17 protein-coding genes are annotated in these 19,288 nt (G+C 57.2%); all 17 read right to left on the bottom strand.

What is annotated here, in order from left to right:
* Positions 1 to 366: 366 nt before the first annotated feature.
* Positions 367 to 2,577 carry a DUF6541 family protein gene (locus VM163_01565; protein ID HUT02563.1) on the bottom strand — a complete coding sequence of 737 codons (2,211 nt, stop codon included), beginning with the start codon at positions 2,575 to 2,577 and terminating at the stop codon, positions 367 to 369.
* Between the two features lie 5 nt (positions 2,578 to 2,582).
* The gene (locus VM163_01570; GenBank protein ID HUT02564.1) at positions 2,583 to 6,809 is read right to left on the bottom strand and encodes an acyl-CoA dehydratase activase; all 4,227 of its coding nucleotides are present in this window, start codon (positions 6,807 to 6,809) and stop codon (positions 2,583 to 2,585) included.
* A gap of 166 nt (positions 6,810 to 6,975) precedes the next feature.
* Entirely contained in the window at positions 6,976 to 7,914 is a 939-nt protein-coding gene (locus tag VM163_01575) for a cation diffusion facilitator family transporter (GenBank protein ID HUT02565.1), read from the bottom strand.
* A 239-nt stretch (positions 7,915 to 8,153) separates the two neighbouring features.
* Positions 8,154 to 8,711 carry a nitrophenyl compound nitroreductase subunit ArsF family protein gene (locus VM163_01580; GenBank protein HUT02566.1) on the bottom strand — a complete coding sequence of 186 codons (558 nt, stop codon included), beginning with the start codon at positions 8,709 to 8,711 and terminating at the stop codon, positions 8,154 to 8,156.
* A 104-nt stretch (positions 8,712 to 8,815) separates the two neighbouring features.
* Positions 8,816 to 9,049, bottom strand: coding sequence for a thioredoxin family protein (locus VM163_01585; GenBank protein ID HUT02567.1), 234 nt, complete (start codon positions 9,047 to 9,049; stop codon positions 8,816 to 8,818).
* A gap of 243 nt (positions 9,050 to 9,292) precedes the next feature.
* Positions 9,293 to 9,856, bottom strand: a complete 564-nt coding sequence (locus VM163_01590; GenBank protein ID HUT02568.1) for a nitrophenyl compound nitroreductase subunit ArsF family protein — start codon at positions 9,854 to 9,856, stop codon at positions 9,293 to 9,295.
* A 44-nt stretch (positions 9,857 to 9,900) separates the two neighbouring features.
* Entirely contained in the window at positions 9,901 to 11,052 is a 1,152-nt protein-coding gene (gene arsB, locus VM163_01595; GenBank protein HUT02569.1) for an ACR3 family arsenite efflux transporter, read from the bottom strand.
* A 77-nt stretch (positions 11,053 to 11,129) separates the two neighbouring features.
* On the bottom strand, positions 11,130 to 11,849 hold the full coding sequence (locus tag VM163_01600) for a cytochrome c biogenesis protein CcdA (protein ID HUT02570.1): 720 nt from the start codon (positions 11,847 to 11,849) through the stop codon (positions 11,130 to 11,132).
* Positions 11,850 to 11,861: 12 nt separating this feature from the next.
* A complete protein-coding gene (locus VM163_01605) occupies positions 11,862 to 12,503 on the bottom strand; it encodes a hypothetical protein (GenBank protein ID HUT02571.1) in 642 nt (213 codons plus the stop codon).
* Between the two features lie 42 nt (positions 12,504 to 12,545).
* The gene (locus VM163_01610; protein HUT02572.1) at positions 12,546 to 13,367 is read right to left on the bottom strand and encodes an arsenite methyltransferase; all 822 of its coding nucleotides are present in this window, start codon (positions 13,365 to 13,367) and stop codon (positions 12,546 to 12,548) included.
* The gene (locus tag VM163_01615) at positions 13,364 to 13,810 is read right to left on the bottom strand and encodes a metalloregulator ArsR/SmtB family transcription factor (GenBank protein ID HUT02573.1); all 447 of its coding nucleotides are present in this window, start codon (positions 13,808 to 13,810) and stop codon (positions 13,364 to 13,366) included. Before VM163_01615 ends, VM163_01610 begins: the two co-directional genes overlap by 4 nt.
* 109 nt (positions 13,811 to 13,919) lie before the next feature.
* A complete protein-coding gene (locus tag VM163_01620; protein ID HUT02574.1) occupies positions 13,920 to 14,618 on the bottom strand; it encodes a cytochrome c biogenesis protein CcdA in 699 nt (232 codons plus the stop codon).
* A gap of 98 nt (positions 14,619 to 14,716) precedes the next feature.
* The gene (locus VM163_01625; protein ID HUT02575.1) at positions 14,717 to 15,178 is read right to left on the bottom strand and encodes a thioredoxin family protein; all 462 of its coding nucleotides are present in this window, start codon (positions 15,176 to 15,178) and stop codon (positions 14,717 to 14,719) included.
* Between the two features lie 44 nt (positions 15,179 to 15,222).
* Positions 15,223 to 15,456, bottom strand: coding sequence for a thioredoxin family protein (locus tag VM163_01630; protein ID HUT02576.1), 234 nt, complete (start codon positions 15,454 to 15,456; stop codon positions 15,223 to 15,225).
* Between the two features lie 10 nt (positions 15,457 to 15,466).
* Complete coding sequence (locus tag VM163_01635) at positions 15,467 to 16,768, bottom strand: permease (GenBank protein ID HUT02577.1); 1,302 nt, start codon at positions 16,766 to 16,768, stop codon at positions 15,467 to 15,469.
* A 79-nt stretch (positions 16,769 to 16,847) separates the two neighbouring features.
* Complete coding sequence (locus tag VM163_01640) at positions 16,848 to 17,168, bottom strand: metalloregulator ArsR/SmtB family transcription factor (protein ID HUT02578.1); 321 nt, start codon at positions 17,166 to 17,168, stop codon at positions 16,848 to 16,850.
* 156 nt (positions 17,169 to 17,324) lie between these two features.
* Positions 17,325 to 18,632 (bottom strand): radical SAM protein, encoded by a 1,308-nt coding sequence (locus VM163_01645; protein HUT02579.1) that lies wholly within the window; start codon positions 18,630 to 18,632, stop codon positions 17,325 to 17,327.
* Positions 18,633 to 19,288: the final 656 nt, after the last annotated feature.

The following is a 19,288-nucleotide window of genomic DNA, read 5'->3' on the forward strand; positions in this document are numbered from 1 at the left end:
AGGGGGGCAACAATGGTAGCCGTAGGTACAACCTACGGATTGAGACGGACAAGAATCTATTAAATCCCAAAGGCCTCGGGCAATCTCTGCGAGATTGCCCGAGGCCTTTGGGGGAGAGGGTTGTCAGCTGGCACGGATTCCCCACGTTCCACGTGGGGCTATTCACGTTAACCCCCTTACGGGGATTTGTGCCGGACGTTATGTCCTACTTTGCCACAAAAAAGACAACGCACAGCCGGTGTCAAGCCCCATGAAACCAAAACCCGTGCCATAGGCCACTCCAAAATATAATGGGAAAACTCCTCATGTCAGCAGTTTGATAACTATGACCCAACACGGTGCAACCGCGAGGGGGCGCCCCGGCTGCTACTCTATCACGAAGGAGCTGACCTTCGACTCAAATACCCCGTGGTCGCCATTTGACAGACCCCTTATCCTCCAATAGATAGGGACATTTCGCGGCATGAGCCTGCGCAGCGCCGTGATGTCAAACGAGCCGCCGGCAAGGTAGATGGCTGGGTAGGAGTTATAGATCGGCAGGGGGTTGTCGAAGTTGGGGCAGAGGGAAAGCTGAATGTTGAACAGGTAGCACCCCGATGTGTCCCACCTGAGCATTATACGTGGTTTCGTGATGACGGCAGAGTTCGCTGGGGAGATGAGCTTGATCTCGCCCGCGCGCTCGCCCGTCCGCTCGACTAATTTGCGGAAGTTGGCGCAGATAGCAGCCGCAAGGGGCGGCTGAAGCTCGTAAAGTCTTGCATCACCACTGCGAAAAGCCAGTTTCGGCCGTGGCTGGAGCGACTCGACACGCGCGGGCGTCCACTCAAACGGGAGAGAATAGACCGACCTCGCCCCGATGTAGATATATCTTGCAGGTCTCGAGGCGAGCTGAAGCTTCGTCTCTGACCAATTGATTATGTTGACGTGGGGGACCGAGACGGTGCGGCCGGTCATCATCGGTATCCATGTACCCGCATCCCCGTAGTTGTTGGCGATATGGGCGTGAGGGGGGATGTTGTGGTTGATCCACGCGAACGCGCGGAGATCGTGTCTTGTTACCGCCGCCTCGGCAAGACCTGGTTTCATGTAGTAGCCGTAGTTTCCGGCGGCGCACAGGCATGCCAGCGCTATAGAGGAGGCGCGAGCAAGTTGTCTCAGGCGTTGTGGAGAGATGATGTCGGCCAGGGCGTTACGGGTCCTTAAGAGCATGGAGCCGATGAGTGGCGCCGCGAAGATAGGGAGCATGGCCCCAGCCCTATCGGGTAGCAGGAAAACGGAACCGGGCAGCCACTGGTATCTGGCGTTTATGATTATGCCTACGATAGCCAGGATGAAATATAGGTCAACCCTGTCCTTCTGGGTGCCTGAACATGCAGCCACAAGCATCGCAAATCCAAGCAGTATCACAAGCGGCCCTACGGCATGTTCGGCGAGGTGCCGGGGAAGAGTAAGAGGGGCATCGAGCAGCGTGCCATGCCAGCGCTCAGAAGTTATTGAGCCCCACATCTGCATCCACTCCGCCTCGTCTTTGGAGAGCGAGCTGTCGAATCTCACGAGAAAGAAAGATATGCACATAAGGCACACGACGGCGATCAGAACGAAGCGTAACAGCAGCCTTAAGAGCTCATGGTCCCTAATCGCAGTCCAGACGAGATATACGCCGTATGGAACGCTCGCTGCGGCGAGCACAAGCGCCGGCATTGGATGGGACAGGAACCCAGCTGAGAGGCACAGCGCCCCAAGGAGTGCCTCGCCCAAGCTGATGTTCCGCGGCTGGCGCAGTGCCGGCAGAGCGCACGTGATCAGCGCTATTGAAAGCACGGTTGGCGTGCCGCCCCATGCGAAGAAGTGCTGTGGGTTTCTCGACAGAAAGGCCCCCACTGCCGCGGCCGCCGCCGCAAGGTTGCTGCCGAGGCGTGGGGCTAGCGTGCCCCAGAGGACGAGGAACAGTAAGCAATAGACCAGGCAGTCGGTCAGAAGGACGGCCCGGTAGATGGGCAGCGCCCCGCCCGAGACCGATGTGATCATAGCCGCGAGCGTGTGAAAGCCGATCGAGAACGCGCCAAACTTCTCGATCGGGAGGTAAGGCTGGTAGGTTCCGGGGACGCCGCCGGCGTCGTGGACCATCCTCGTGATGTATCCGTGCATACTCATGTCGGCGCCGGGTGGGGCCAATGTGAGGAAGAATGGCAGCAGCGTTAGTAATAGAACCGAGGCGAGGACGATGAGATGCGTGGGGCGTTTGGGCAACAGAGATGGCAGACCTGGGTTGCGGGCAATGAGCACAAGCCAGATGCCTCCTGAGACGACTGAAACGAGCCAGAAGAGGGTCGTCAGTCGCAGTCCTAGGCTTGATGCTGCCCAGACGCAGACTATCCAGAAGGAAAGCGAGGCGGCGACGGTTCTGGCGAGGCGGGACACAGGACCTTTGGATGCAATGCTTGCGAGAGCTTGTAGCAGCAGTCCGGGAAGCAAAAAGAGCGCGATTGGGCGAAGATATGGAACCACGAAGAGCGCCCCGAAAATGCCCGCCCAGATGTAAGGCCGTGTGCTCCCACGCCTCAGGGATGGCGGCATAAGTCTCAGGGCTTGGCGCCGCGCGAGTGCAATCGTCCTTCGCGCTGCTTTGCCTGATGCACGAATGCCTCGAGCCGAGTCTGCTCAGACGGGTCTTCGAGGCCGTCGTAGTTGATCGTAAGCGCTGGTATAGCCTGGAAGTCGTCGTGCATTCTCTTCATGATGGCTGCCACGATCGTTCCTGGAAGGCACCCGAACGGCGTAACGTTTATGACGCCTGTTGCGCCTTTCTCGATGAACTCGATCATCTTTCCTATCGAGAGAATGCTCTCGCCCTGGAACGTAGAATCCAAGTAAGGCGCCGCAGCGTGGACTGTGTGTTGGACTGGCTCGTCCTCATAAAGGCCCATTGAATCGCTGATGCCCCGACGGACAGTTCGCTCGCCGCGGCGCTGCAAGAGATGCAGGGCGCGGAGTTTGACGAATTTCTTCCAGTTGCGCTCCGAGGCTGCATTGAGACCGTTGATGTAAGTGAGATAGTATAGCCATTCATTGAACGGTGGGAACCAGACCTCCGCGCCCAGGGCCTCGAGCCGCTTGACGAGGTTCTGGTTGCTGAACCTGTGCGACCTGACGTATATCTCGCCTACTACGCCGATCTTGGGCTTCACCAGGGTGTTATCGCGCTCTATCTTAGCGAAGAGCCTGGAGCATTTCGGGAGCAATTTAAGGACGTCGCCCTCCCGCGTCGCGCGAGTTACCTCTTTCAGACAGTGCTGATAAACGTCATCCGTGTGCCCAGGCGCCTTCTCATACGGCCGTATCCGCCGCGCGAGCTTGTCGAGGTAATCGACCGCGACCATGCCCCGATAGGCGTGCACGTAAAACATCAGCGGAACATCCCAGAACTTCTGGCGGAAGTTGTCGGCTCTGTCCTGATCGGGCGCAAGTATCCGAGCATCAATGCAACCGATCGCCTCCAGAACTATCCGCTGGGCCTGGTTGTACACCCCAAACCTGCACGGGCCTGAGGTCGTCGGCATTAAGAAGAGCGCCTTCGCGGGCTCGAAGTCCTTACTCTTGCACAGCTTCACCATGTCGCCAGTCGTTACAATGCATGGGAAGCACTCCCGCCCGTTAGTGTACTGACGCCCAAACTCGAGGCTCTCCTCGTCCGCCTCAGGGATCACCTGAGCATCCACGCCAAACCGTTTGAGCGCCGCGCAGAACGGGTATGCGTGGTCGCACATGCTCGGAACGTAAAGCGTCCGGTGATTGATCCCACGCGTGCTCTCGGAGGACCGCTTCTCAACCAGCCGGGGCTCCACCTTGGAACTGTGTCTCTTCCCCTCGATGCTGTCCAGGAAGGCCTCGCACCTCGTGATCGCACCCACGTCAGCACTATGCTCGTCGATCTCGATCAACAGGAAGGGCTTCTCGCCCATTATCTCCGCGAAGAACTTGGTGATGAACGAATCCGGGCCGCAACCGAAATTGGTGACGTAAAGGGCGTAAAGGCGCGGGTCTCTGGCGATCGTAACTGCCACGCCCAGAATCCTCTGACCGTAGCGCCAGTACATGTTCCCGTGTTCTTTGAGCGTCGTTGCAGTGTCAGGATGGACCAGGTCGATTGGCACAGGAAGAACGTCGAGGTCTCTGAGTTTTCTCGGCAGGTCGAGATTGACGAATGAATCATTGATGTTGTAGGGACGTCCGACGATCACGACAGCTCTTCCGTGCTCTTTTATCAGCTGTGTCGTCCTGTCCGCAAGCTCGAGGCTGAGCTTGCTGAACTCATCCTGAGCGGCAAGGGCCGCCTCGGCCGCTTTTCTGGCCCGCGCTCGCCTAAAACCAAGGTCCTCGTGCGCGAATCGAGCAAGCGCCCTGATCGTCTCCTTGGCGCCTCGCTGCAAGTAGAAAATCGGACTCAGGACGCGTTGCTTAAGCGCTGCGATCCCGGCCCCGACCGTATAGGGAATCGACTGAACAACGGGGCAATTGTAGTAGTTGACGAACCCCGGCGTCTCTATGGGCATGTTGATGACGCTGGGCACAAACACCTTGTCAACGCCCTTCTCCAAAAGGTCAAGCACATGCCCGTGCATGACCTTGACCGGGAAACACATGTCCGCCTTCACCGCCTCGACCCCATCATGAATTATGTGATTGGTGGTCTTTGAGGACAGGAGGACCTTGACGCCCAATGCCCCGAAGAACGCAGACCACATCGGATACAGCTCGAAGAACAACAGCGCCCGAGGTATCCCAACTGTAAGACCGGTACTTGAGGCATCTGGCTTCTGATGCCACCGCATCAGGAGCTTCTCACGCTCCGCGAAGAGGTCCGGCAAAGCGTGCGCCTCGCTTGCTGTCTTTTTACGGACATCGTATTTCCCACACCGGGAGCCATAATAGATCGATGGCTCGCCTTCCAGCGTAACCTTGCGGATCTCGCAGGCGTTCGGGCAATCGTGGCACTCGAATGTCTCCAACTCCCACTTGCGGTCCTTGAGGTTGAAGCCCTTGAACTTGCTCTTTCCGCGGCCTTTCATAGCATCTTTCGCCAGCATTGCCGCTCCAATTGCCCCCGTAACCTCGTGATTTGGCGGAACGGTGATCTTCTTGCCTGTAACCATGCTGAAGGCGGCACAAACCGAGCGGTTGAACGCCACGCCGCCCTGGAAGAAGATGTTGCTGCCGATTTTTTTGTTCCCCACAACGCGGTTGAGGTAGTTATAGACAATTGAATACGCGAGCCCGGCCAGTATGTCCCTCCGCTTGGCGCCGCACTGCTGATGGTGCGTAACGCTTGATTCCATAAAGACCGTGCATCGCTCTCCGAGCCTGATCGGAGCCTTTGAGCTCATCGCCTCGCTGGCGAAGTGCTCTTTGATGTTGATGTTGAGCTTTTCGGCCTGCTCCTCCAGAAACGAGCCTGTCCCAGCCGCACAGACCTTGTTCATCTCAAAATCAACCACCACGCCGTTCTCGAGACTGATGAACTTGGAATCCTGGCCGCCGATCTCGAAGATCGTGTCCACCTTCGGGTCTATCAGCGCAGCCGCCGTGGCCTGCGCCGTGATCTCGTTCCTAACGGTGTCTGCGCCGGTCACCTCTCCTGTCATATATCGGCCCGATCCCGTCGTCCCAACGCCGGCAACCTCCACGTTGTGCGGCAGTTTTGCTCCAACCTCGGAGAGGCCCGTGGCAACGGCGTCAATTGGCCGACCTGCTGTCATAAGATAGCTCTTTGCCAGAAGATTGAGGTGCTCGTCGATAGCTACCACGTTTGTGCTGATGGAGCCAACATCTATCCCGAGATAGACCCTCAGCGCGCCGTTTGAGCCGGGGGCCTGGACATGTCCCCTACCCTCTTCGTGTGGGAACACGACTTTGTCCAGCGCGAGTATCGGCAGGTGCTTTTCGTCCCCAGAAGGTTTTTCCAGAAACCCCTCCAGCTTGGACAAACCCTCGAAATACCGGTCTGGAACGTCCCTCGAGGTGAGATAGTGCAGGCAAGCACCGATCGCCCCTGCGATGTGGTGCTGCTCGTGCACCAGCATCTCCTCGTCGCTCAATCCCAAAACGTCCTTGAGCGCCTTGACCATAGCCCGGTTCGACGCAACGCCTGACTGGAACGAGACTAGCGGCTCTATTTTGGTGCCTTTGACGACGCTGCTTTTGAAGCTCCTCGCCAACGCGTAGCATAGCCCGGCGACGATATCGTGAACTGGAGTTCCCTCCTGCTGCAAGTGAATCATATCGGTCTTCGCGAAAACGCTGCACCTGCCAGCTATCCGAGGCGGAGTCTTCGACTTTAGCGCCAGCTCCGCGAACTCGCCCTCGATCGAAACGCCGAGGCGCGTGGCCTGCTGGTCAAGAAAGGAGCCTGTCCCCGCGGCGCAGACGCTATTCATCTGGAAGTCCGAGACCATAGGTCTGCCCGTAGTCTTGTCCTCGGAGATCAGCAGCAGTTTTGAATCCTCGCCGCCGATGTCAATGACGGTCCTAACTCTCTTGTCAAAGTGCACAGCGCAGAGATACTGTGCTATCACCTCGTTGACGAAGATGCCGTTTAGGAGTTCGGCGGCGAGCCTACCGCCTGCGCCCGTCGCACAGATAGCCCTGATCTTATCTTGATTGTGTCGCTCAAGCATGTCCTCCAGCACGTCCCTGACCATCTGGAGCGGCCTGCCCTGGATCCGCCCGTAGTGATGCTCGATCACCCGGCGGTTGCTGTCCATCAGCACGGCCTTGAGAGCCACAGAACCAACATCAATGCCTATAAGCAAGTCTCAAACACCTTTGAAATCACCATTGCACTGTTTGACATTCTGCACACCACAACTCTATACGATGGTTGGGGAGAACGCAACGTATCACCTGCCTCGATTATTTCAAGCTCACCGCGGCGGGGAGCTCTCTGGAACAGCGCCGAGGTCTTTGGCAATAGGGCCCCTATTGCTCGATGGCAAGCCCCTGCTGCTGCCCGGGGCATTCATAAGGCTCGACGTGGACGATGACATCCACAATGCCAAGCTCATCCTTTGATCTGAGGCGCCATTTGACCGCCGAGCCTATTTCGTGTCCCTCTCTGACCGTGACGTCGGCGTCAACGAGCACGTGAAGGTCAACCAGAAGGCCCGGCCCGATATACCGAGAGCGGATTGCATGGACATCTCGGACCCCCTCCACTTGCAGGGACGTCTCCAGTATTCTGTCACACACGTCTTTTGATGCTGCTGTGTCCACCAGCTGCTTTAAGTTCGGCCGTATGATCTTCCAAGCGACGTGGAGAATGAAGAGCGAGACAACAATGGCGGCGACACGGTCGAGGAAGGCCCATTCAGGCGAGACCATGATGACCGCAAGCGCCCCTGCCGCGGGAATCGAGCTCAGGGCATCAGACCGGTGGTGCCATGCGTTTGCTATAACTGCTGGCGAGGCCGTTCTCTTGCCGACTGAGACCGTCCAGCGGTATAGAATCTCCTTTGAGATTACTGACGCAATAAGTGCGAAAAGAGCGACAGGGCTGGGTGCTGGCAGTCGATGGCCCGAGCTCATGAGCATCCTCGCGGCATTGCCGATAAGTCCAAGTCCGGCGACGGCAAGCACAACGCCGATTAGGCTGGCTATGGCCGTCTCGATTCTCCGATGCCCGTAGGGATGGGACTCGTCGGGCGGCTTTGCCCAGTAGCGCACGCCCACGAGTATCGCCACGTCGGTGGAACAGTCGGAGAGGCTGTGAATCCCATCGGCGAACGTTGCCTGGCTTTTGCCGAACCATCCAATTGCTAGCTTCACGGTGCTCAGGGCGAGGTTGACGATAAGCCCTATCCAAGTGATCCGCCTGACGTCGCCGAATTGACCGTGGTCGGACATAAGACCGTGCGACAAGTTCAGCCTCCATTTGAACGTTCTCTCATTGCTTTGCGGCGGAGCAAGCCACCCTTCAAACCTGCCCCGGTCAACGAAGACAATGTGCATCTAATATGCCCTGCCGCTGAGCCATTGCCAATAGCTGGCAAGCGTTTTGGACATTGCCTCGGTCAGGACCTCTCGCCTCGAACGACAGAATGTGGGGCTGACCGTGTTCCAGTAAGGTTTGTCAGCCTACCATTAGGGCCCCAGGCGTGTCATCGGGCCTTGAGATAAGCCCGAACCTCGCCCTGAATATGCCTCTGGAGCCCCGCCTTCTGGTGGAGCAGTGCCCAGATTCTCACCAGAATCTTGTGGCGAACCTCTCGCCCGCCCCTGAACTCGCTCAAGACGATGGATTGTGTGTGAAGTCCATAATCACTGATGAAATGCCTGTTTTGAGACTTGTCGGTGTTGACCGAGTGGAATTCGAGCCGGGCCTGCTTGAGGTCGGCCCCAAACTCTGTTTTAACAACCTCCTCTGCAAGCGATTCCATCAGCCGACACGAGAACCCGCGCCTCGTTGAGTGGAAGTAATAGACGATGACCTTATCAGCAGGTTTACTAGGCATTGCTGCCCGTTCACTTATTCCCCGTTCAGAGTGCCCCCAAGTCTGTGTGTTGTCCTGCAGCTTGACGCTAGCATCCCTTAACGTGCCAAATGCTGGCTTGCTGGGGCCGTTGGCCGTCAGGTAGGCCAAGCTTCCGACAAGGCATCCAAGAAGGACAATCATGGCGACCCTATTGCGACTTACACCCATGTTCTCAATCCGCATGCAACATCAGGTTTTGCACCACGCCTAAAAAACACCGCCTAGAAACCACAAACAGACCGAGAGGACATTGGGTGGAGCATTCACCTGCACCCCGTCCGAAGAACTCATGCAATAAGTGCCTCTATCTCCTTGACCGAAAGTATCTTGCCCTGCGACTTCACCTCCCCATTGATAGCCAGCGCCGGCGTCATCGTTACTCCGAAGTCGGCGATGCGTGTTACATCGGTGATCTCCTCCATTACGAACTGTATCTGAGCCGATTGTGCCGCGGCTTTTGTGTTCTGCGCGAGCTTCTCAGACTCCCGGCACTTGGCACCTAGAATCTGCAACCTCTTCATCAACTATCTCCTATTTAGTGAATGTTCCAAAAACTATCCCACAAAAAGCGGCCATCAAGACCGCAAGTAGAACATGGAACAACATCCTCTTAGTTCCCAGTATCCAATCAGCGCAGGGAGTGTAGCTTAATATCAGGCAACACACAAGCGAGAAGGAAGGTCACTATCACTGGCAGCACTCACCTAGTCACAGACAGCATGCGCTCGACCTGACTGTGGGGCGGCGGTGAGGACAATCGGCGGTTATGTCCCCAGAAGATACTCTCTGACCTCACTGCGGATATACTTCAGGAATGCGCCCTTCTCGTCCAAGAGCGACCAGGTCTCATCCAAGACCTTGTAGCGAACCCGTTTGCCACCTTTGAATTCCGCCACAACAACCGACTTATCTGTCAGTTGGTAATCGTCTATGAAGTGGTCGTTCTCAGATTTCTCGACGTCAATCGCCCACCATGCCAATTGCCCGGCCTTCAGCGCGTCCGAAAAACCATTCAAGACGGCCTCCTTGGTCCACTCCTCTAACCTTATGCAGCGCTCACAACGAGCTGTCATGTGAAAATAATATACGATGACGCTAACTGGGCCTGATGTCGGCGAGGCATCTTGATTACTGGCTTGGTGCGCAACTTGTGCAGAGGAAATGCTCTGCGAAGCAGAAGTGGCGCCGGAAAGATCGGATGCAGCGACCGCAGAGTTCATTTCCAGCACGGGTCGAATCGGGGTCTTGATGGCCATATAGGCTACAACCGCGATGGCAAGAATTAGAAGTGTGAACTTGACCACCGTCACACGTTGGGAATTGAGCATGATTCTCCGGATTCTTGAGAACAGGGGTCTCTCATTCTGCAATGCTACATCGCAGGCTCAAACCAGCTCCTCGTGCGAAGACAAATCCTGACGAGCATCAACATGACGGGAACTTCGATGAGCACCCCAACGACCGTAGCCAGCGCGGCGCCCGACGAAAGTCCGAAGAGCATCGTGGCCGTCGCAATGGCGACCTCGAAATGGTTCGAGGCGCCGATCATCGCAGAGGGCGCCGCGTCCTGGTATGAGAGCTTGAGGACCCTGGACAGGCCATAGCCGAGCCAGAATATGAGGTTCGTTTGGATGAATAGCGGGATGGCGATCCAGAGAATCGTCAGCGGATTCGACAGAATCACCTCACCTTTGAACGAGAACAGCAGTAGGAGGGTCACAAGAAGGGCGATGATAGTAACTGGAGTCAGAAGGTGAAGGAACTTCTCTTTGAACCAGCGCTCTCCCTTTGCGCCGATGATCCACCTTCGCGAGAAGTAGCCAGCCAAGAGTGGCAGAGCCACATAGATGCCGATTGACAAGACAAGCGCCTGCCAGGGAACCGGAAGCCTGCCAACACCCAGCAAGAAACCACCCAAGGGTCCATAGAGCAAGAGCATCGTGAGCGAGTTAATCGCCACCATGATAAGAGTGTGTCCGTCGTTGCCCTTCGCCAGGAAGCCCCACACCAACACCATCGCTGTGCAGGGAGCTATTCCCAGAAGAATGCATCCCGCAAGGTAGCTGCGCCAGAGAGGAACCTGAAGCATCTTCACGCCCTGAAGCACCACTACCTTGCCCGCGCCGTAGGCCGCGCCCTCGGCTAGGTCTAGACCGAAGGGCATCTTGACGTAATCCACGGCGTCCGCACCGATTAGGCCTCTGAAAAGCACACCGAGAAACAGGAAGGCAATGGCATACATCGTGAACGGCTTGATCGCCCAGTTGACAAAGAGCGTGAGCCCGACCGGCTTGACATTCTTTCCCGCTTTGAGCACCTCGGCGAAATCGATCTTCACCATGATGGGATACATCATAAAAAAGAGGCAAATCGCGATGGGGATGGAAACCACTGGTGCGCCGCCAACGTAGATGGCCATGCCGTCCAGCGCTTCAGCCAGCTGCGGAGCGAGGCGGCCCAGCAGGATGCCGCCCGCTATGCAGAGCAGCACCCATGCAGTCAGGTAGCGCTCAAAGGCGCTCAATTCCCCTTTCTTCTTCGATTCGTTTCCCGTTCCGTTCGCGGCTTTCTCTCGCACATCGTGCCTCATCTATGTCCCTCTCAGAATGTCCAAAGGAAGTAGAACCCGACTGCTATTAGAAGCAAACCAGCAACCCTGCGGATAAGCGACTCCGCTCCGCGAATCTTCAGTGCCACTGCCCCCAGGGAAGAAACACCCAGCATGAGAGCGGTTAGCGGCACGGCGAAACCCAGTGCGTAGGCGAGGAGGACGCCCGCCATGAAGAGGGTGGCGCCCTGGAGCACGGCTGCTCCGAGAACAATGTAAATCCCGGGGTTGCAGGCCAGTGAGCAGACGCTCACCGCGCCTCCGGCAACGAGGCCGAAGAGAATCGAACCGAGTATCCCCTTATCCCAGATGCGTCCCAACCGCCGCTCGCGATGAGGCAGCCGGAACGGAAGCAGGTTCATCGCTCCCAGGCCCATCACAATGGCCACGACGCCCGCAAAAAGCTTCCAGTACCTTCCGAGAGTATTCTGGGCGGCCTGTCCGATGCACGCCGCGACCGCGCCCAGGATCACCAGCGCAAGAACGGCGCCCAGGAGAAAGCCCACAGCCAGAAGGCACCTTGCACGCCTGTCGCGGCCCTCATCCACTCCTGCGTAGCCCACGATGACCCCGAGCACTGGAAGGGTGCAGCACAGGCTGACGACAGCGCTCAACAGGCCGAGCAGGAACGCCAGGGGGATGCCAAGAAGCCCGACGCCCGCCCGGTCAAATGCTGCGCCCGCCCAGCCGGCGAGCGCCCGAAGCGTGTCCATCGTAGTTCTTCTCTACTTGCAGCTGGACTTAGCAGCGCCGCCGCCGCAACATCCGCCGGACGACACAGGTCGAGACGACGCCACAACGGCCTTCAACAGGGCAGCCTTGCTGATCTTGTCGCCTGAGAGGACGGTTGAGCCTCGTCCCTTATACATCGTAATGATCGCCGGAGTCCCGATCCGTCCGGCCAAGCGGGAATAGTCTTGCGAGGCGTCGCTCAGCAGAAACGTCTTTATTCGTATTCCGCGCGACGACACAGCTATTGTCGCCTCACCAAGCTCGTGCTCTATCCTCGCCATCTCGGCGTCATCTTCCGTCGGCAACACGACGAAAACAGCCTCAGTGTCAGCAGCGGCCGTGTTAAGCTGCGCCATCGAATTCAGGGCGCCCCATTCGCTGGACGTTTGCGAGGCCTGCCCCGGCTTGGGCTCGCTTACCTGGTCAAGCGTTGACGAGTAGTTGGCCTGACCCTCTTGGGCTTCTGTCGCCCCAGTTACAGAGAGACGGGCCGCCACAACGCCGACGGCGACGAGCAGCACAATGCCGCAGATGACAAACTTCATTCGCCTTCCAGAAGCGGGTCTCTGACAGCTGCATTCTGGCCCGCAGCTTTCCGCGGCGCCCTTCGATTCATCCTTTTCTTCTTCGCTCATCGTTCGTTCTTCCTTTCTTTTCTTGGTTTTAAGCGATCACCATCACACACAATTACAGCATCCGGGAGCACATTTCGGTTTGCGGGCCTTTATGTCGGCGGAGCGGACATACTCCTCGACGCCGCTGCCGGGGAACCAGCCCTTGATAGACTCCCGGCTTTCATCCTTGACCTCAACGCTCACATCTGAGAATCCGGCCTCAAGAAGCATTCGCTCAACTTCCGAGACGGATGCCGCCCCTGCTACGCAGCCGCAGTAGGCGTCAAGATTCTGCTTCACGTCGTCCGGGAGTTGCCCGACTGCCACCACGTCGGAGACTGCCAGACGACCGCCCTTGCGCAGTACCCGAAACGCGTCGCGGAAGACCTGAGGCTTGTCCGGCGAGAGGTTGATAACGCAATTGGAGATGATGACATCTGCCGACTCGTCGGACACCGGGAGATGCTCGATTTCCCCGAGCCTGAACTCCACGTTCCGGTAATCGCCCTTTCTCGCGTTCGCACTCGCCTTGCTCACCATCTCTGCCGTCATATCAATCCCAATGACCTTGCCCCTCTCACCAACCTGTTTCGCAGCCAGAAAACAATCGAGCCCACCCCCGCTGCCAAGATCGACAACGGTCTCGCCAGGCCTGAGCTCCGCTATCGCCTGGGGATTGCCGCAGCCGAGGCCCATGTTGGCGCCCTCTGGCGCTGCGCCCATCTCCTCCGGCGTGTAGCCTATCTTGGCAGATACATCCTCGGCATTCGTCGAGACGGCAGAACAGGAAGCATCTCCGCAACAGCAGCCTCGGTCCGTTGTGGCGACGTCAGCGTAGCGTTCCCGCACCTGATCGCGAATGTCCTCGTGCTTTTCTCTTCTCATGTCTCATCTCCTTCACTTGCGTTATGATTGCAGCCGCGCGAGCGCCCCCGATGGGGCCGACCTGCTAGGCCACCGTCTGTCACAGCATCGAGGCATTCGCCCGATGTTCGAATGCCTCCTTGTTCAAACCAGCCATTGAAGAAATCAATCAGACCTTGCACGGTCGAGAAATCGACCGAGCACTCAACCTTCTGGCCCCGTCTCTTCATCTGGATCAGCCCGGCGTTCCGCAGTTCCTTCAGATGATGAGAGACGGTAGAGGGTGAGATATTCATATCCTGCGCAATCTCACCAACGCACGCGCAGAGCTCGTCTTCTCTAGAATTGCCCGCAGCATTGAAGGCTGAGACGACTCGGATGAGGACTTGCAGTCGGCTCGGGCTCGACAGCGCCTTGAACACGCCTGCGATAGTGTTAAGTTGGTCATTTCGATTGTTCGACATATCTCTAATATATCACCCCGCAAAACAGCCTATCAACACCATATTTACCAAGAGTGACATACCACCCTTTGACCCGGCCAAGTTAGACCGTCCAGAGACCAACCGCCTCTCACGGAGCGGCATAGATGAGATAGACACCGCCAAGCAGCACTAGAATGCCGCACACCTTCTTGAGGATCACGGAGCCCTTAGACCTTTCGTTCCAGTTTAGGTAGCGCTGGACGAGTTCCGTGCTGGTTCCTGCGACAACTATCACGGAGCAGTGGCCCAGACCATATATCAAGAGGAGAAGAACCCCATATAGTGTGTTTGTGGAGGCCAACTTGAACGTGACGCCCAGCATTGGGGCCATGTAGGCGAACGTGCACGGGCCAAGAGCGACCCCGAAGACCAGCCCCAGAATGAATGCGCCCCAAAGCCCTTTCTGTTTCATCCTCACTTGTCCGGGACCCGACCACGGCATCGGAATGACGCCGAGTAGATGTAGGCCGACCGCGAAGAAGATGAGTGCCACAAAGTAGTTGCCAAAGCGACCCACGTCGCCCAAAACTCGCCCCGCCGCTCCCGTAATCGCCCCGATAGCCCCTATGGTGATCAGGATGCCTAGGGCAAAGAGCGTCGAGATACTAAATGCACGCCTCGTCGAGATTCTCCCCTGCTGATTGACGAACCCAACGATTAGCGGAATGCTGCTTAAATGGCACGGGCTAAGAAGGATGCTGAGCACACCCCATAAAAACGCCGCAGAAAGTCCCACAACGGGCGTCCCCTCAACCCAGCGGGACAAATGCGCTAAAACGCTCTCCAAAGCCATCCCTCCGTTACGCTACGGGTGAGACCGTCTTCGCATGAAGCCGGTGTAGCTCGCTTGGGTAGAGAGTAAATGGGTGCTTTGCACTTCTTCTGTCAGTCAAACTTAATCCCCAGTTCCTTCCATTTTTTGAGAATGTCATCCTTCCCAAAGAAGCCCTGGTGTCGATACAGCTCCTTCCCCTCGGCGTCGTAGAATATCTGCGTCGGGATCACTCGTATTCCGTAGCGCCTCGCCTCGGCCCTGTTCTCCCAGACGTCGATGACGATCACGTCGAACTTCCCCTTATACTCTTTCCGCAGCTCCTCGAGTATTGGCGCCATCAACTTGCAGGGGATGCACTTCCCCGCCCCCAGGTCAACCAGTCGCGGTAGGTGCTTAACGGGACCTGGTGCGGTCGCGCTACCGCCTTTATCGACGCCTGATGCTTTCGGGGTCTTATCACCCTGTCCCTTGAGGTAGATCGCCCCAACAACAGCGGCCAGCAGTGCGACCACGATGGCCACCTTGATGCCGAGCGTGGGTCGCTTTGTGTCAAACTGTGATCTCGATTCCATTCTCGCTATCCTAATTTATTCACGCTTGCCAGAAGCCCTCCGGATCATGAGAGGAGCGACTTGATCTGCTCCACCGAAAGCACCTTGCCAGAAGCCTTTACCTCACCATCGACAGCCAGCGCCGGCGTCATCATCACCCCGAACTCCATGATCCTCTTTATGTCAGTGATCTTCTCAATCGTGTAAGCTACGCCCAGCTCCCTCGCCGCTGCCTCGGCATTCTCAGCTAGTTTCTTGCACTTTGGGCAGCCGCCGCCCAGAATCTGCAATCTCTTCATCAAGCGTCTCCTATTTGAAAAACGTTCCAAAAACCACACCAGAAACTGTAGCCATTACGACCACAAGTAAGACGTAAACAACCGTTTTCTTCGTGCCCATAATGCTGCGGATGACCAGCATATTCGGTAAAGAGAGAGCAGGTCCCGCAAGAAGCAGCGCAAGCGCCGGGCCCTTGCCCATCCCTGCGCCTATCAGCCCCTGGACTATCGGGACCTCCGTCAACGTCGCAAAATACATGAAAGCCCCCGCGATTGATGCTAAGAGGTTGGCCACAAATGTGTTGCCGCCAACGGCAGAAGTCACCCACGCGGACGGGATCAGCCCCTCATGGTTCGGCCGGCCGAGCAGAGCGCCCGCAACCAGCACCCCAAAAAAGAGCAGAGGCAAGATCTGCTTGGCAAATCCCCAGGTGCTAGTGAACCACTCCTTTGGCTCGCCTTGGCTTGATGCTGTAATCACACACAGGCCAACGACACCGGCCGCGAACGCCAACATTGGAGCAGCAGGGAACAGAAGACCGAGCACTACCGCTGGCGCAGCAGCCGCGAGCGCCTTCCACCACTTCACGCCCAACCAGACGATCAAGATACCGCCAAACGCCGCAGCAAAAGCCCCAGTAATGAGCCACTTGACGGCATAGACTGCGTGCCAGAAGCCGGTTTCCTCCCCTGGCGCGCCCCAGTTGGCAAAGACTAATACGCCGATCATCGTCGCGAAATAGACGCCATTCTGCCAAAGCGGCCTCGTCACTTGAGGTTCCGGCATGGCCGCCCGGGCAGTCTGCCTCGCGTGCTCTTCCTTTCTGAAGATCAAGTGCATAAGGAGCCCAATTATCACGCTGAATAGCACCGCCCCCACCGCGCGAGCGATACCGATCTCGATCCCAAGAACCCGGGCCGTCAGCGCAATGGCCAGAACGTTGATAGCCGGCCCTGAGTATAAGAATGCACAGGCCGGGCCCAGCCCGGCACCCATCCTGTATATCCCCGCAAACAATGGGAGAACGGTGCAGGAGCAGACCGCAAGCACCGACCCAGAAACCGAGGCGACGCCATACGCCAGAAACTTATTCGCCCGCGCGCCGAGATACTTCACGACCGAAGCTTGGCTTATGAAAACAGAGATGCCTCCTGCGATAAAGAAGGCGGGAATGAGGCACAATAGCACGTGGTCCCGCGCGTAGGACTTCAAAAGCAGCAGCGCCTCGAAGATCGCGTTGTCGAAACGCGGCTGCCCAACCGGGAGGTAGAAAAAGCCGAGGAACACGGCCGTGAATATAAGAAGGACTTTTATCTCTTTCCTAATGTCCATAGCATTTCCGTCTTCGGCGATCCTGTTTGGCGGGTTTTCCGCCCACAACCATCCTCGGCAAACCACACGAGCAGCGCCCTCACCGCAAAAGCGCCAGCTGCTCCTCAGCGTTCGACCTCATCACAGACTCCACGCATTCAAAGAACTTGAGCACGCACGGGCACTTCAGCCGATAGAAGACCTGCTGGCCGACCTTCTCATCGTGGACGATGCCCACAGCCTTGAGAACGGAGAGGTGCTTCGACACGGTGGACATATCGGCGCCGATCATCTTCGTCAGCTCGCAGACGCACTTCTTCCCACCTTGTAGCTGATCCACGATAAAAAGCCGCGTCGGATGCGAAAGCGCCTTAATAATGCCCGCCCTTGCCTCGTATCTGGCCTTGGTCTTGGGACTCATCGCTGCCTCCCTCATATCAGGATTCCGTTATTTGTCTATTTGGCAATATACCCACATAACCAACCAACCGCGAGGATTGTTCCGGGCTCACCAATGAGGAGGATTAATACGGACTACGCCTCGCGGCCACCACGCCGAGCGATTCCCAGCCGCGGCTTATCTCCAGAGAAACATCCGCTGGAGGAACTTAATGATGTAGGCCGGCCTGAAGTAGAACCGCACAAACGCCTCCTCCCTTAGCTTCTCGAGCGCCGCTTTCGAGACGTGCTTGTGGTGCATGACAGGTGTGTAGGAAGTGAACTTGGTGAAGTCCTTCTCGAAAACCTCATCCTTGACGCTGTCGTAGAACTCTGTGCCGGGATAGGGCGTCAACACGTTGAACGAGGCAACGTGCGTGTTGAGCTTGCGGGCGTATCTTGCCGTCTCCCTCATGTCCTCAGCCGTGGAGTTGGGCAGCCCAAACAGATAGAACGCGGTAACCCGGATGCCGAGCTTGTCGCAGTGTTTGACGAGCGCAAGCTGCCTGTCCTTCCGAAGTGATTCGCGGCCAGTGCCAGCGAGCGTCTTGGGATTTACGACCTCGATACCAACGTTGACGGACCTGAGTCCCGCCTTGTAGAGCAGATCGAGCAGCTCCCTGTCCAGGTGGCCAAGATGCGTCTCGCAGCCCCACCGAACGTCGATATGCCGGCGCAATATCTCCTCCGCTATCTGGCGAGGCCTGTCTTTTGCCCACGTGAACAAGGGGTCCCTGAAGAGGAGGCCTCGCGTGCCGTATTCATTGACGTTGCGCTCGATCTCATCGACCGTGTTCTCGACCGACCTCGCTCGCCACTTGTAGGCCGCACGATAGGCGCAGTAGCTGCACTTGTATGGGCAGCCTCGGCTGGAAAGGATCGGCAGAAATGGCCTCGCCTTGATGTTTGGGTAATACGAGTATCGCTTCCGCGGGAAGATGGACCAGTCCGGAAACGGAAGTTCGTCAAGGTCATCGATCGGCCGCGATTCTATGACGCCAGAGAGCTCCCCGAGGTCAGCAATTCTGTAGCCGAAATCCTCTGGCTCACCCTTGACCACGAAGTCGGCGTGCTCAAGATACATGTCGGGCATCGCTCCTGAAAACGGGCCGACGAAGCCGACCTTAGCGTGCAGCTGCTTCCGCAACCTATCCGCCTGCGCAAGCTCGTGATAGACGTCAACTATCGACGAGTGAAGCAGGACGACGTCTGCCGAATCTGGAAGGTCCTCCTGATAGAATCCTACCTCGTGGCCTGACTGTCTGAAGATGGCCGCCAAGTAGCCAAATCGCGTAAGTGGCAGCTTGATCCCAGTCTTCTTCGCCCTCTGTAAAAACCTGGCCCTGAGCGAATTCCCGACTGAGAATGCTGTGCCATAGCCGCCCGCCCAGTCCTTGTAGATGAGGTTCCCCCCATCGCTCGGAACGTCAACTAAGGCGATGTTCATACAGCAGAGTCTCCCCATTTGTAGGGTGCCGACCGTCATAAACACAGAATTGAACCAAAAGCATAACGCATATTGCCTCGGCCACAAAGCCTTCGCTTGATCTCGCCAGGTGCCGCCTTTCCTGCACATCCTGTTCTTAGCGTTAGCGTTGTGAGACGCTGTCTGCAGAAGGAGAGAGAAGTCGCCGGAACGTCCAACATGACTGGCTGAACTCAAGCCAGGTGGTCGAGGAGTTTTCGTAATCACTCGATTTGGGCGCTTTGATGCTCGCAGTCAGGGCTTGGATTAGGGGTCATGCGCTACAAAACCTCAGCAATCTGAGAATCGGCGTTGATGGAATTCGACGGCATTGCCTGAATGCCCCGAAGGGGCATAATTTGAGTAGCCGCAGGTGCAACCTGCGGATCGAAATGCGCGACAACCGAGAAATCCCCTCGCCATCCGCCAATCGCAAAGCGATTGGCGGATGGCGAGGGGAGCTAGGAGCAGTGTCGTCGGCTAGATACCCCGCGTTTCACACGGGGCTACTCACGTGGCCCCCTTTCAGGGGACTCAAGCAATAGCCACCAGAACTCAATCCCACCTTTCCCATACCCTGAAGCCCCCCATATAGCCACATACCCGGTCAACCAGCACAGGGAAATACGAAAACTCCT

The sequence above is a fragment of the bacterium genome, assembly GCA_035527515.1.
In the GTDB taxonomy this organism is placed as follows: domain Bacteria; phylum B130-G9; class B130-G9; order B130-G9; family B130-G9; genus B130-G9.

Coding starts and splice junctions, on each gene's coding strand:
- VM163_01565 (HUT02563.1), bottom strand. CDS start 2,577: ATGCCGCCATCCCTGAGGCGTGGGAGCACACGGCCTTACATCTGGGCG.
- VM163_01580 (HUT02566.1), bottom strand. CDS start 8,711: ATGCGGATTGAGAACATGGGTGTAAGTCGCAATAGGGTCGCCATGATT.
- VM163_01585 (HUT02567.1), bottom strand. CDS start 9,049: ATGAAGAGGTTGCAGATTCTAGGTGCCAAGTGCCGGGAGTCTGAGAAG.
- VM163_01590 (HUT02568.1), bottom strand. CDS start 9,856: ATGCTCAATTCCCAACGTGTGACGGTGGTCAAGTTCACACTTCTAATT.
- VM163_01600 (HUT02570.1), bottom strand. CDS start 11,849: ATGGACACGCTTCGGGCGCTCGCCGGCTGGGCGGGCGCAGCATTTGAC.
- VM163_01605 (HUT02571.1), bottom strand. CDS start 12,503: ATGAGCGAAGAAGAAAAGGATGAATCGAAGGGCGCCGCGGAAAGCTGC.
- VM163_01610 (HUT02572.1), bottom strand. CDS start 13,367: ATGAGAAGAGAAAAGCACGAGGACATTCGCGATCAGGTGCGGGAACGC.
- VM163_01615 (HUT02573.1), bottom strand. CDS start 13,810: ATGTCGAACAATCGAAATGACCAACTTAACACTATCGCAGGCGTGTTC.
- VM163_01625 (HUT02575.1), bottom strand. CDS start 15,178: ATGGAATCGAGATCACAGTTTGACACAAAGCGACCCACGCTCGGCATC.
- VM163_01630 (HUT02576.1), bottom strand. CDS start 15,456: ATGAAGAGATTGCAGATTCTGGGCGGCGGCTGCCCAAAGTGCAAGAAA.
- VM163_01635 (HUT02577.1), bottom strand. CDS start 16,768: ATGGACATTAGGAAAGAGATAAAAGTCCTTCTTATATTCACGGCCGTG.
- VM163_01640 (HUT02578.1), bottom strand. CDS start 17,168: ATGAGTCCCAAGACCAAGGCCAGATACGAGGCAAGGGCGGGCATTATT.
- VM163_01645 (HUT02579.1), bottom strand. CDS start 18,632: ATGAACATCGCCTTAGTTGACGTTCCGAGCGATGGGGGGAACCTCATC.